The sequence below is a fragment of the Polaribacter sp. P097 genome (assembly GCF_036864555.1).
Taxonomy (GTDB): domain Bacteria; phylum Bacteroidota; class Bacteroidia; order Flavobacteriales; family Flavobacteriaceae; genus Polaribacter.
In genome coordinates, this window is the sequence record NZ_JAZETJ010000002.1 from 735,680 (window position 1) to 749,520 (window position 13,841).

At 29.4% G+C, this 13,841-nt stretch carries 14 protein-coding genes; 5 read left to right on the top strand and 9 right to left on the bottom strand.

Annotated features, from left to right (window positions below; genetic code table 11):
- Positions 1–50 precede the first annotated feature (50 nt).
- Positions 51–569, top strand: a complete 519-nt coding sequence (locus V7R38_RS10600) for an OmpH family outer membrane protein (RefSeq protein WP_334058266.1) — start codon at positions 51–53, stop codon at positions 567–569.
- Between the two features lie 47 nt (positions 570–616).
- Here V7R38_RS10600 and V7R38_RS10605 read toward each other — a convergent pair whose 3' ends face one another.
- From V7R38_RS10605 to pheT, 3 genes are read right to left on the bottom strand one after another with little or no spacing between them, the layout of a single operon-like run.
- Entirely contained in the window at positions 617–1,231 is a 615-nt protein-coding gene (locus tag V7R38_RS10605) for a LysE family translocator (RefSeq protein WP_334058268.1), read from the bottom strand.
- Between the two features lie 11 nt (positions 1,232–1,242).
- The gene (locus tag V7R38_RS10610; protein ID WP_334058270.1) at positions 1,243–2,277 is read right to left on the bottom strand and encodes a quinone-dependent dihydroorotate dehydrogenase; all 1,035 of its coding nucleotides are present in this window, start codon (positions 2,275–2,277) and stop codon (positions 1,243–1,245) included.
- Positions 2,278–2,320: 43 nt separating this feature from the next.
- Positions 2,321–4,747 carry a phenylalanine--tRNA ligase subunit beta gene (pheT, locus tag V7R38_RS10615; protein ID WP_334058273.1) on the bottom strand — a complete coding sequence of 809 codons (2,427 nt, stop codon included), beginning with the start codon at positions 4,745–4,747 and terminating at the stop codon, positions 2,321–2,323.
- Positions 4,748–4,855: 108 nt separating this feature from the next.
- On the opposite strand from pheT, the gene V7R38_RS10620 reads away from it, so the two are divergent.
- Positions 4,856–6,079, top strand: coding sequence for a peroxiredoxin family protein (locus V7R38_RS10620; protein WP_334058275.1), 1,224 nt, complete (start codon positions 4,856–4,858; stop codon positions 6,077–6,079).
- Positions 6,080–6,092: 13 nt separating this feature from the next.
- Positions 6,093–7,754: an ArnT family glycosyltransferase gene (locus V7R38_RS10625; RefSeq protein WP_334058277.1), complete on the top strand. Its 1,662-nt coding sequence runs from the start codon at positions 6,093–6,095 to the stop codon at positions 7,752–7,754.
- Here the strand turns inward: V7R38_RS10625 and V7R38_RS10630 are convergent, their stop codons facing one another.
- Genes V7R38_RS10630 through V7R38_RS10650 form a run of 5 tightly spaced genes read right to left on the bottom strand, consistent with a single transcriptional unit; the run spans position 7,755 to position 11,755 of the window.
- Positions 7,755–8,327 carry a phosphatase PAP2 family protein gene (locus V7R38_RS10630; RefSeq protein WP_334058280.1) on the bottom strand — a complete coding sequence of 191 codons (573 nt, stop codon included), beginning with the start codon at positions 8,325–8,327 and terminating at the stop codon, positions 7,755–7,757.
- Between the two features lies 1 nt (position 8,328).
- Positions 8,329–9,486: a peptidylprolyl isomerase gene (locus V7R38_RS10635; protein ID WP_334058281.1), complete on the bottom strand. Its 1,158-nt coding sequence runs from the start codon at positions 9,484–9,486 to the stop codon at positions 8,329–8,331.
- Entirely contained in the window at positions 9,487–10,194 is a 708-nt protein-coding gene (locus V7R38_RS10640) for an FKBP-type peptidyl-prolyl cis-trans isomerase (protein ID WP_334058282.1), read from the bottom strand.
- A gap of 6 nt (positions 10,195–10,200) precedes the next feature.
- Entirely contained in the window at positions 10,201–10,737 is a 537-nt protein-coding gene (gene gldI / locus V7R38_RS10645) for a gliding motility-associated peptidyl-prolyl isomerase GldI (RefSeq protein ID WP_334058283.1), read from the bottom strand.
- Positions 10,727–11,755 (bottom strand): DHH family phosphoesterase, encoded by a 1,029-nt coding sequence (locus V7R38_RS10650; RefSeq protein WP_334058284.1) that lies wholly within the window; start codon positions 11,753–11,755, stop codon positions 10,727–10,729. The genes gldI and V7R38_RS10650 overlap by 11 nt, the downstream gene beginning before the upstream one ends.
- Before the next feature lie 87 nt (positions 11,756–11,842).
- On the opposite strand from V7R38_RS10650, the gene V7R38_RS10655 reads away from it, so the two are divergent.
- Both V7R38_RS10655 and V7R38_RS10660 read left to right on the top strand, forming a co-directional pair.
- Positions 11,843–12,871: an alkaline phosphatase D family protein gene (locus tag V7R38_RS10655; protein ID WP_334058286.1), complete on the top strand. Its 1,029-nt coding sequence runs from the start codon at positions 11,843–11,845 to the stop codon at positions 12,869–12,871.
- Between the two features lie 51 nt (positions 12,872–12,922).
- Positions 12,923–13,342: a nucleoside-diphosphate kinase gene (locus V7R38_RS10660; protein ID WP_015480046.1), complete on the top strand. Its 420-nt coding sequence runs from the start codon at positions 12,923–12,925 to the stop codon at positions 13,340–13,342.
- 189 nt (positions 13,343–13,531) lie between these two features.
- On the opposite strand, the gene V7R38_RS10665 is transcribed toward V7R38_RS10660, so the two are convergent.
- Complete coding sequence (locus tag V7R38_RS10665) at positions 13,532–13,828, bottom strand: DUF721 domain-containing protein (protein WP_334058289.1); 297 nt, start codon at positions 13,826–13,828, stop codon at positions 13,532–13,534.
- Between the last annotated feature and the right edge of the window lie 13 nt (positions 13,829–13,841).

The window sequence follows — 13,841 nt, forward strand, 5'->3', positions numbered from 1 at the left end:
TTTTCGTAAGTCATTCTCTTTTATATCTTTGCCTCACTAAAATCACCAATATGAAATTCAAAATTACCTTTTTATTTATTACTTTAATTAGTACTATTTCTGTTGCACAATCTAAAACAGGAACAATTGATAGCGATTATATTATTAACCTTATGCCTGAAGCAAAAGTGGTAATAGAAAGATCTCAATCTTATGGTTCAAGATTAGATTCTTTATTTTCTATTAAAATGAAAGACTATCAAACAAGAGTTGCAGACTTTAGAGAAAAAGAGAAGGAAATGGGTGAATTAATGAAGAAAACCTTAATTCAAGAACTAACAGCCTTAGAACAAGATATTAAGAAATATCAAGAAAATGGAAATAAGTTAATGCAGTTGAAACAAGATGAGTTAATGAGACCATTATATAAAAAATTAAACACTGCCATTGATGAAATTGCAAAAGCAGAAGGTTTTACTTTAATACTTACCATAGCTGGTAATCAATATGCTTATATAGATGACAATTATGACATTACTAAAAAGGTAATGGCAAAACTAGGGATTAAAGAGCCTGAAGTGAAAGAATAAAAATTACCACTTGAATAAAATAAAGCTTCACATATGTGAGGCTTTTTTTATATCAATATAAATATTGAAATACTTACAAAAACTACAATTTGCAACCATTTTAAGTACACTCCTATTTTCGAATTTTCTTTTATTTTGTTAGAAATTACTCCTGCAAGAATGGCTATTGAAGAAAAAATAATTAAAGAAACGAACATAAAAATAAAACCTAAAATATAAAATTGCACTACTGATGAAAGATCATCTGAAAACAAAAAGCCAGGAAAAAAAGCCAAAAAGAAAATTGATACTTTAGGATTTAAAACATTCATTATAAATCCTTGTTTAAATAATTGCTTGGTAGTTTTTTGAGCAACATTTTTATCACTTAATAAAATAGTTGCATCAGATTTAAAAACTTTATAAGCCAAATACAATAAATAAAAAGCACCAAATAACTTGATAATGAAAAAAAGAGTTTCTGATTCTCTAATAATCAAAGAAACTCCAAATGCGAGTAAAGTAGTATGTACCAAGCAACCAGTAATTAAGCCAAATACAGTAGCTAAACCGTATTTTTTACCATTTACAATACTTTGAGTCAGCACAAAAATATTATCTGGTCCAGGAGAAATTGCCAAGATTGATGTTGCCAAAGCAAAAGACAGTAAAGTTTCAATCACTAGAAAAGAGTTTAAGCAGTCTTTAAAATAGCCTTATTTATTTTATTGATTAAGCTTGGACCTTCGTAAATAAATCCTGTATAAATTTGTACAAGATCTGCACCAGCTTCAATTTTTTCTAAAGCATCTTCTGCAGAATGTATACCTCCTACTCCTATTATTGGAAATGATTTATTAGAGTTTTCTGCCAAATAACGAATTACTTTTGTACTCTGATTTTTAATTGGCTGTCCACTTACACCTCCATTACCAATCTCTTTTAAACGTTCTTCAGATGCCTTTAAATTAGCTCTGGTTGTAGATGTATTAGAAGCAATTACACCATCAATTTTAGTTTCAGCAACTAAGGCTATAATTTCATCTAACTGTATGTCATTTAAATCTGGAGCAATTTTTAATAAAATAGGTTTTTGTACTTCTTTAGTATTATTCAGTTTTTGACAAGCAGTTATTAATTCAATCAAATAATCTTTATCATTTAATTTTGCATGGCTACCAACATTAGGACAACTAACATTCAGCACAAAATAATCTACATGAGGATGCAAGCCATTAAAACATTCAATATAGTCTGCTGTATAATTTTCAGGTAAGGTCTGTGTGTTTTTACCAATATTTCCTCCAATAATTAATTTACCTGCATTTCCTTTTAGTTTTTGAATGGCAGCTTGTAATCCTTCATTGTTAAACCCCATTCTATTAATTATTCCTTGATCATCTTTTAAACGAAATAATCTTTTCTTAGGATTACCTTCTTGACCCTTTGGAGTTACAGTACCTATTTCTATAAAACCAAAACCAAAATTGGCTAATTCATTATATAGCACCGCATTTTTATCAAAACCAGCAGCTAAACCCACAGGGTTTTTAAAAGTTAAGCCAAATAAATTTCTTTCTAATTTCTTATCATTTACTTGATACATGCCTCTAAAAATAGCTGGAACTCCAGGAATTTTAGATAGCGTGCGAATTAAAGAAAAAGTGAAATAATGAATTTTTTCTGGATCAAAAAGAAAAAATATAGGTCTTATGATTGCTTTATACATAGTTTACAAATATAAAAAAAGCTCCATAAATGGAGCTTTGAAATTATCTTAATACAGCTTCTAAATTCTTTTCGAAGCTTGCTTGCAATTTTTGCATTATTTTATCTATCTGTTTGTCTTCTAAAGTTTTGTTTTCGTCTTGCAATAAAAAACTAACAGCATATGATTTTTTACCTTCAGGTAATTTATCACCTTCATAAACATCAAATAAATCTACTTCTTTCAACAATTTTCTTTCTGATTGAAAAGCCAAATTGTATACTTCTTTAAATTCGGTTTTATTATTTAACAATAAAGCTAAATCTCTTTTTACAGAAGGAAATTTAGAAAGTTCATAAACCTTGATTGACTTTTTACTTGCCAATTGCAAAATGTTTTCCCAGTTTAAATCTGCGAATAAAACCTCTTGCTTAATACCAAATTCTTTTAAAATACTTCTTTTGATTACACCAAAATCAGCTAACTTAATTTTACCTAAACTAAAAGATAAACCTTCTGAAAACACATCATTTTTAGTTGGTGTACTTTTCAATTTAGCAATACCTAATCTTTCAAATACAGAAGTTAACACACCTTTTAAATAAAAGAAATCTGATTTTGCAACACTCGCATTCCAAGAATCTTTAGTTCTGTTTCCTGTAACAAAAAGCGTAAGATGTTTGTCTTCTTGATACTTCTCTGAATATTTATGATATGTTTTACCAAACTCATAAAACTTTAGAGCGTTATTTTTTCGATTTAAATTATAAGAAATTGACTCTAAACCACTGAATAATAATGATTGACGCAAAACACCTAAATCATTACTTAAAGGATTTAACATTGCAACATTAGCCTCCTCATTTATATTATCTGATAGTTTTGTATAATCTGCTTTAGTAAGCGAATTTGCCATAGTTTCATTAAAACCTAAAGCACTTAATTGTTCTGCAACTACATTTTCTATTTTGGTTTCTTTATTAGAATCAAAAGAAATAGAAGTGTTTAATTTATGAGAAAACTCAATATTATTATAGCCATACACTCTTAAAATTTCTTCTATAATATCTGCTTCTCTTTGTACATCCGTTCTGTAAGATGGTATGGTTAGCCCTAAACCTCCTTCAGTTTCACTATTAATTTTAATTTCTAAAGAGGCTAAAATATTCTTAATAGTTTCTTTCGGAATTTCTTGACCAATTAATCGATATGCATTGTCATAAGACAAGAAAACTTGAAAGTCTTCTAATTTTACAGGATAAAAATCTGAAATATCTGAGGCTAATTTACCTCCTGCGTATTCTTCAATCAATAATGCTGCTCTTTTTAAAGCATATTCAGTAATATTGATATCTATCCCTCTTTCAAAACGGAAAGATGCGTCTGTATTTAATGCATGTCTTTTTGCAGTTTTTCTAACAGAAACAGGGTTAAAATAAGCTGATTCTAAGAAAATAGAATTTGTATGCTCTGTAACTCCAGAATTTAATCCACCAAAAACACCACCAATACAAAGTGGATTTTCTTCTGCATCACAAATCATTATATCATCTGCAGAAAGAGTTCTTTCTACTTCATCTAATGTGGTAAATTTTGTACCTTCTTCTAAAGTTTTTACAAGTACCTTATTTCCTTTAATCTTTTGCGCATCAAAAGCATGTAAAGGTTGCCCAAGTTCGTGCAACACGTAATTTGTAATGTCTACAATATTGTTTTTTGGTGTTAAACCTATTGCTTTTAACCTATTTTGAATCCACTCTGGAGAATCTTTTACAGTTACATCTGTAATTGTAATTCCACAATAACGAGGCACTAAATCTTTATCTTCTACTTCAACATCAAAACGCAACGTTCTTTCATCAACATGAAAATCACTAACAGAAGGTGAAATTAATTCTAGTTTTGTGTCTTGTTGTATTAGGCCTGCTTTTAGATCTCTGGCAACACCATAATGACTCATGGCATCAGATCTGTTTGGCGTTAATCCTATTTCGAAAACATAATCTGTTTCTACGTTAAAAACATCTGCACCTAGAGTACCTTCTTTAATTTCTTCATCTAAAACCATTATACCATCATGACTGCTACCTAAACCTAACTCGTCTTCAGCACAAATCATTCCATGGCTCTCTTCACCTCTAATCTTACCTTTTTTAATTTTGAAACTTTCTCCTTTATCATCATACAATAAAGTACCAATAGTAGCTACAGGTACTTTTTGACCAGCTGCAACATTAGGAGCTCCACATACTATTTGTACAGGTTTTCCATCTCCTAAATCTACTGTAGTAACTTTTAATCTGTCTGCATTTGGGTGTTGTATACAAGTTAAAACTTTACCTACAACTATACCCTTTAAACTACCTTTAATAGATTCTTTGGTTTCTATACCTTCTACTTCTAAACCTAAATCAGTTAACAACTCACCTGTTTTGACTGCATCCCAATCTATTTGTAGAAATTGTTGTAACCAATTGTAAGATATCTTCATGTTTTCCTCTTGATTTTTTCAGCGGCTAAATTAATCTTTTTTAGCTATTTTATTAAATATTGATGTAAGTATTTTATTGTAAATTTGACCTTCTTTTAAAATTAATAAATGCGATTACTAGTAGTCTTAATAGGATTTTTAATATGTTTTTCTTGTACTTCCAAGAAAACAAAAACATTAGAAAAAGGAAATTACCGAGGTTTTTTACAAATTCAGGATGATGAAGAAATTCCGTTTTTATTTGAGGTAGAAAATGATACTTTACTCACTATTTTTAATGCCGATGAAAAAATTAAAGTAGATGAAATCTCTTATAGCAATGATTCTGTTAGAATTCAAACCCCTGTTTTTGAAGGATATATTTTAGCTAAATTAAATGATTATGGTTTAATTGGTAATTTTCATAAACCTAGTTTGGATAGAATTGTTCCTTTTAAAGCGGTTAAAGATTCAGCCCGTTTTTCTGTCAAAAAGAAAGCCGCTGTTTCTGTAACAGGAAATTGGGAAACTGTTTTTAGTTCCGATTCTGAAGTTGATAAATATATTGCAAAAGGAATTTTTGAACAAAAAGAAAGTACTGTTACAGGAACCTTCAGAACTACTTCTGGAGACTATCGTTATCTAGAAGGAGTTATGGATGGTGATACTTTAAGACTTTCCACTTTTGATGGTGCACATGCTTTTTTATTTAAAGCAAAAGCCACAGATTCTACGTTAAATGGTTTTTTCTATTCAGACAATCATTGGAAAGAGCCTTTTACTGCAAAATTAAATCCTGACTATGAATTACCTAACGAAGAAGAATTAACCTACATAAAAGAAGGTTATGAGTTTTTCGACTTTTCTTTTCCAGATACTAGAGGAAGAGTGGTTTCTTTAAGTGATCCTGAATTTCAAAACAAAATCATCATCATACAAATTATGGGAACTTGGTGCCCTAATTGTTTGGATGAAAGCAAGTTTCTTGTACATTATTTAAAAGAAAATCCGAATGAAGATGTACAAGTAATTTCTCTAGCCTTCGAAGTTGCTAAAACTAGATTAAAGGCTTATGATAGAATTAATCGCTTAAAAGAAAAATTGGGTATTGAATACCCAGTACTATTAGCTCAGTTTGGCAATGCAGCCAATAAAGATTTGGCGCAACAAAAATTACCAATGCTAAACCACTTAATTTCGTACCCAACTACCTTATTTTTAGACAGCAATAGAAAAGTTAGAAAAATACACACAGGTTTTAATGGTCCTGTAACTGGAGATAAATACAAAGAATTTACAGAAGAATTTGAGAATTTTGTAAATGCCCTTTTAGAAGAAAAACAAACGAAATAAAAGCATTACGCAAATGTTTAAAAAATTCCAAGTATCAGAGAATAGAATATTCTTACTAGTATTTTTATTGATTTTAGTTGTTACCTTGTTTGGTATGCCATTAGACTTAATAGATCCTGATGCTGCTCTTTATGCCAGTATTTCTAAGACTATTTATACAAATAATGACTTTATAAACCTTTATTCTTTAGGACATGATTGGTTAGATAAACCACATTTACCATTTTGGATTACTGCTCTATCTTTTAAACTTTTTGGTGTTTCCAATTTTGCTTATAAACTACCTGCAGTTTTAATATTTTTTTCTGGAATCTTTTTTACCTATAGATTTACTAAGGAAAATTACAATATAAAAACAGCGATTTACGCAGCCTTAATATTGGCTACAGCAACACACAGTATTATTTCTAATTTTGATGTAAGAGCAGAACCTTATTTAACTGCTTTTATGATAAGTACCATTTATTTTATAGATAAGTACTTAAAAACAAAACACATAAAGCATTTAATCTTTGCTTGTTTATTTGCTGCTTTTGCAATTATGACCAAAGGTATATTTGCAATAATACCCTTAATGATTGGTTTGGGAGGAGAATTAATTGTGAAACGAAAATGGAACGAAATATTCAATCCTATTTGGTTATTAGCAATAGTATTGATTTTTATTTTTATCCTGCCTGAACTTTATACCTTATACATACAATTTGATACGCAACCAGATAAAATAATCTTTGGTTCTAAAAACACTTCTGGTCTTAAATTTTTCTTTTGGGATAGCCAGTTTGGACGCTTTTTTAATACAGCACCAATAAAAGGTTCAGGTGATGTTTTCTTTTTTCTACATACCATTTTATGGGCTTTTTTACCTTGGGGAATTCTTTATTACATAGCTGCTTTTTTTAAAATTAAAAAGAATCTCAAAAAAGTAAATGCTAAAGAAGAGTTCTATACTATTTTTATAAGCTTGTCTGCCTTATTTATTTTTTCGCTGAGTAAATTTCAATTAGCACATTATACCAATATTATTTTTCCTTTTATGGCTGTTGTGGTTGCTGATTTAATTTATAAAATAGAAACAGGAAAAATACACCTATTCAAAGGTTTCAAATTTATTAATTGGTTTCAAAATGCTGTTGCTATACTTTTAATTGCAGCTATTTGGTATTTACTAAAACCACATTTTAATGCATTCTTTTTAATAACCTTAATAGTATCTATAATTGCATTTTATAGAATTATCAAATCAAAAATAAATAAAACTAGTTTTATCTTTTTAAGTACTATTTTACTGTTTTTAAATTTGTATTCCTTTTTATTTACGCATTTTTATCCAACAATTTTAGAATATCAAGGTGGAGTATCTGCTGCTAGATTTGTAAATGAAAATTATAAGAAAAAAGGTAGTTTAATAGACAATAGAAACAAACATTTTGCTTTTGAATATTATTTAGATAGTGGATTTAAAAGAGTTGATACTTTAAAAATAAATCAAGAAAAAGGACGTATTTTTTACGTTAATCAAACTGAATATGATTTATTTATTAGAAATAATGTAAATTTTAGGATTGTAAAAAAAATTGATAACTTTCAAGTAAGTAAGCTCAATTTGAAATTCGTAAATAAAGAAACTAGAAAAGAGGCATTAGAAACTAGATACTTGGTAGAAATTCTTTAATTAGACTTTAAATAACTTTTGATCTACTTTTTTGTACAATTTAAAATATAAATTAGCAAAAATGATTCCAATAGTTATTCCTGTTAAAATATCAATAGGAAAATGAACACCTAAGTAGAGTCTAGAATAAGAGAATACTACAGGAAAAATCAGCATTAAGTATATATATTTTTGATATTTATCTCTTAATAAAAGCATTGTGTAAACTGTAAAAAAGGTAGATGTTGTTGCATGGCCAGACATAAAACTATAACCTCCAGGACTATAACCATTTACAATTCTTAGCAAGTCCTTTATTTGAGGATCGTTATTCGGTCTTAACCTTTCAATAAAATTTTTAACTAAATTGGTAAATTGATCTGAAAACGCAACTAAAATTATCATGCTTAGAATAATGAATCCACCACGTTTCCATCCAAAAGCTTTGATTACTAAAAAAATGATAGTAGCAAATAATGGAATCCAATTGAACTGCTTTGTAACTGCTCTCCAAAATGGATCCCATTGTTCTGTTCCTAAATTATTTAAAAAAACAAGAACTTGCTTGTCTATCTGTAATATTGTTTCGAACAAATTATTTGCCTATTTCTAAGATTTCTACTTCAAAAACTAAATCTGATTTGGCAGGAAAAGGTCCATATTTGGCTTCCCCAAATCCAATGTAATAAGGAATAAAAAGCCTTACCTTTTCTCCTACTCTTAAGTTTTTAACTCCTTCTTTAAAACCTGTAATCATAGGTCTTTCTTCATCATCTAACTGAAAAACAAATGGTTTACTATTTTCTTCCGTAGTTTGAATTTTCTTACCATCTGCAGTATACAATGTAAAATGTGCTTGAATTGGCTTATTATCTACTACCTTTTTCCCTGAAGGATTACTCTTCAACTTCAAAATGCGTAAACCTGAATCTGTTTTAGTGGCTTTAGATTCATCCATTTTTGCAAGAAAAGCATCTTTATCTGCTAAGTATTTAGAATATCTGGCAGTTTCAATATCTTTCTCCTTTTTTAAACGATCTTCTTCGCTTTCTGCAAATTGAGATAATTTAGTATCAAAAATTTCTGCTTCATCAAAAGATTTAGCTTCAGAACCAATTCTAATAATTTTGATAGTTTCTATAGTATCTAATCTTTGAATGCTATTTACAACACCCATTCTTACAGAATCTATTGCTTTTTGTAAGGCAAGAGAATCTGTAAACTTCTTTTTTAAAGCTGCTAATTGTTTGGAGTTTACTATAGTTTTACCAAAAACGCTATGCTTACCATCTAAATGTGGAATTGGTTTATGTGTAATAAAAAACTGACTACCATTGGAATTCGGACCTCCATTTGCCATTGATAAAATACCAGCATCATCGTGCTTGTACTTTAAAGCACCTTCTTTATCTCTAGTAAACTCGTCTCCAAATCTATAACCTGCAGTTCCTCTTCCTGTTTCTGTAGGGTCTCCTCCTTGAATGATAAAATTATCTACAACCCTATGAAATCTAATTCCATCGTAGAATCTTTTACCTTGTAAAGAGTCTGCTACTCTATTGTTTGTACCTTCAGATAAAGCCACAAAATTAGCCACAGTCATAGGAACATCTTTTGCGTAAAGTTCTATTAAAATATCACCTTTATTAGTTTGAATTTCAGCATAAAGACCATCATTTAGATCTTTATATTCGGCTGGCTTACAACTAAAAAGTAGTATTAAAAATAGTACGCTATATATTCCTTTCTTCATTTAGTCTTCTAAAATTTCTAAAATCTCCACTTCAAAAACTAAAGTAGAAAATGGTTTGATTAATTCACCTCTTTGTTGTGCTCCATAAGCCAATTCTTGTGGAATAAAGAATTTGTATTTAGAACCGACTTTCATCATAGCTAAACCTTCGTTAAAACCAGGTATAAATACATTTGCCTTTGTTTCATATGGCTGATTTCTATCAACTGTACTATCAAAAACTTTACCATCGATTGTAGTTCCATGATAATGTAATTTTACTTTACTTGTTGGGTCTATAACATCACCTTCACCTTCTTTTAAAATCATATACTGTAAACCACTTTCTGTAGTAATTACACCATCTTTACCTTTATTTTCAGCTAAAAATTGCTCACCTGCAACTTTAACTTCACCAAATTTCTTTAATGCTTCATTTTCTGCTTTTTCTAATTGTTGCTTTTGGAAAAAAGTTCTTAAGAAACTACCAATTTCTTCTTCTTTCATCAACATATTTGTTGAATCCATTCCATTTCTGTAGCCCTGTAAAAACATATCTGTTTTAGCTTCGCTAAAATTAGATTTAATTTTAATAGCCATATCCATACCTAAAGCATAACTAGCTGAATCTAATTCTGTTTCTAAAGATTTTACATCTGCTTTTTGATTGTTGCAAGAAACCATAGTAGCTAATCCTGCTACTAACGCTAAACTTTTAATTGCTTTCATTATTTTCTATTTATTTATGTTGATTAATGTTACTGTACTCTTTATTGATTGGTTTAAACCAATTTTATTGTTATCGCCTGTTATACCAAATGCACTGTAAGCAGGTAATATAAATGTTATTGTTTCGCCTTCTTTCATCAATTTTATTCCTTTTTGAAGGCCAGTTATAAAATCTTCTTTATCTACTTTATAATTTTTTATACCCAACTCCTCTTTACTGTAAATGATTGAATCATTAAGGTCAGAAATGGAGTAAGATAATGTAATTTCATCTCCTTGTTTAGGTGTTGGTTTATCTTCTTCTATTTTGTTATTGTAAGTATACCAAAAACCATCTGAAGATTGTATGTAATTTTGCGTAGAATCCTTTTGAATAAGTTGCTTAATAAGTAAATCTGTTTTTTTATTTAATATTTTATTTTGCTGCATTGCCTCAAAATAAAGTGTTGTTGATGGTTTAGGATTAATTGGCTTTCTAGGTTCAATTTTTGAACACGAAAACATAAAAACCACCAATGAAAAAAGGAGTACTTTATACTTCATAAGACGACTCTAAGTCTGATTTATAATTCTCTAAAAGCGATGAGAATTTTGTTACAGTTTCTTCCATAGATAAGTGCGATTTACCTCCTGCAGCATTATCATGTCCTCCACCCTCAAAATGGTTTCTTGCAAATTGATTTACAGAAAACTTTCCTTTAGATCTAAAAGAAATTTTTATAATATTTTGTTCTTTATCTTCAATAAAAATTGCCGCAAAAATAATTCCTTTTAAAGACAAAGCATAATTTACAACTCCTTCTGTATCTCCTTTTTGAAAATCAAAGCGTTTCTTTTCTTCGTCTGTTAATGTAATATAAGCTGTTTTATAAGAAGGTAAAATTTGCAAATTACTTAATGCCTGACCTAATAATAATAGTCTATTATATGAATTTGCATCATAAACATTATTGTGTATTCTGTCATTTTCTGCACCCTTATCAATTAGATCAGCAATGATTCTGTGCGTTGTACTTGTTGTAGATCTAAACCTGAATGAACCTGTATCTGTCATAATACCTGTATACAAACAGGTAGCAATGTTTTTATCAATTAGGTCTACATCTTTATTCATATCAATAAATTGGTATACCATTTGTGCTGTAGAACAAATACTAACATCAGAATACATATATTTTACATCATCTGGCTGTTGATGATGATCTATCATAGCAAAATCATTAGAATATTCCTCTAACGTTTTTTGCATGTTAGAGCCTACTCTATGAAACGCATTAAAATCTAACAAGAATATAATATCAGATTTTTGAATTGCTCTTTGAGATTGTTTGTTTTGCCAATCGAATCTGTATGTTTTATCAGAACCGGGCAACCAGTGTAAAAAATCGGGATAATCATTAGGCATAACAACAGTAGAATTGTGCCCTTTTTTACTTAAATAATGGCCTAAAGCTAATGTAGAACCTACAGCATCTCCATCAGGATTTCTATGGCCTACAATTACAATGTTTTTAGGAGTTTCTAAAAACTTTTTTAACTCATCAAATCCTTTTAAAATCATAGGTTGCGAAGATACAATTTATTAACATTGGTTAATTAAATTTTCGAGTACATTTGAAAAATTTAACTGTTTATTTAACTCTTTTTTATGAGAAATTATTTCGTTCTAATTGTGTCGAGTTTGTTGTTTTCTAACTGCAATATAAAAAAACAAAATGACCTAGCTAAACAAACTACAAACCACGATTTTACTATTGCTTTTGGATCTTGCAATAAACAGAACAAAACCAATGTTTTATGGCAAGAAATAGAAAAAAATAATCCAAATTTATGGATTTGGGGTGGAGACATCATTTATTCGGATACCGAAAATATGGATAAAATGAAAAGTGATTATGAGACACAATTAAATCAAAATGGATATAAATCTCTTAGAACCAAAATACCAGTTTTAGCAACTTGGGATGATCATGATTATGGAGTGAATGATGGTGGAACAGAATTCCCAAAGAAAAACGAGGCACAACAATTGTTTTTAGATTTTTTAGGTGTTGCTAAAACTAGTGAACGAAGAAATCAAGAAGGCATTTACTATTCTAAATTATTTAAAACTTCAAAAGGAAGTATCAATGTAATTTTATTAGATACTCGTTATTTTAGAACTGCACTTACTAGAGCTAAGGGCAAAAGAAGATATGTGCCAAATAAAAAAGGTGAAGGAACAATTTTAGGCAAATCACAATGGTCTTGGTTAGAGCAAGAGCTAAATTCATCGACTGCAGATTTTAATATTATTGTGAGCAGTATTCAAGTTTTATCCTCTGAACATGGTTTTGAAACTTGGGGTAATTTTCCTCATGAAGTAGAAAAATTGAAAGAAACCATTATTAAATCTAAAGCAAAAGGCGTATTAATCTTGTCTGGAGACAGGCATATTTCTGAATTTTCACAAACAGAAGTACCTAATTTACCATTTAAACTTACCGATTTTACTTCTAGTGGGTTAACTCATTCTTACACCAGTTACTCAGGAGAACCTAATAAATTTAGAAAACTAAAGGTTGTAAATGAAATTAGTTTTGGGGTGTTAAACTTTAATTTCGAAAAGAATTTTATCGATTTAGAAATGAGAGGAAGAAACAATAAACTGATTCAAAAAATGAAACAATCATATTAACTTGCAAATCACATTAAAAGACGTACTTTTGCAAAAATTTTATAAAATAAAATGGCAACAAACAGAACATTTACAATGCTTAAACCTGATGCTGTAGAAAACGGACATACAGGTGCAATCTTAGAAAAAATAAATGCTGCAGGTTTTAGAATCGTAGCTTTAAAGAAAACTCAAATGACAAAAGCAGATGCTGAAACTTTTTATGCTGTGCATAATGAGCGTCCGTTTTTTGGAGAGTTAGTAGAATTTATGACACGTGGACCAATTGTAGCTGCAATCTTAGAAAAAGATAACGCTGTAGATGATTTTAGAACCTTAATTGGTGCTACAAATCCTGCTGATGCTGCTGAAGGTACGATTAGAAAGTTATATGCAACTTCTATGGGAGAAAATGCAGTACATGGTTCAGATTCTGATGAAAATGCAGAAATTGAAAGTAACTTCCATTTTTCTGGTAGAGAGCAATTCTAAGAATAGATATTCTTTTTAAAATATAAAAACTCATAACTTAACTGTTATGAGTTTTTTTTATCATTTAAATAAAAAGCTAATAGAGAAAAGCAAAAATTATTTTCTTCTTAATTTTTTACCACTGCTTTCAAGTTGTTTTTATTTGATGTTTCCGAAGGTAGGTTTGATATGAAGTACTATCCTTATTAACTAAACCAACATCAATTTAGAAATTACAGAACTACCCAATTCTTCATTCATTAGTTTGATAATTTTCTCCTTACCATAACTTAATTCTTCTCTTAGTACTGAAGATTTTAGCTGTACAATTAAGGTTTTATTTTGCAGTTTTACAGAAGTTGTATGGTTTGCAACTCCTGGCCCCATCATTTTTGTCCAGGTCTCTTCTACTTTTATTTTCTGCATTCCTTTACTTAGGTTATTTTCCTTGATAAAGTTTTGCATTAAATCTTCTATTGAAAAAGAATCGTTCTCTCTTTTAGCCATTTCTTATACTTTT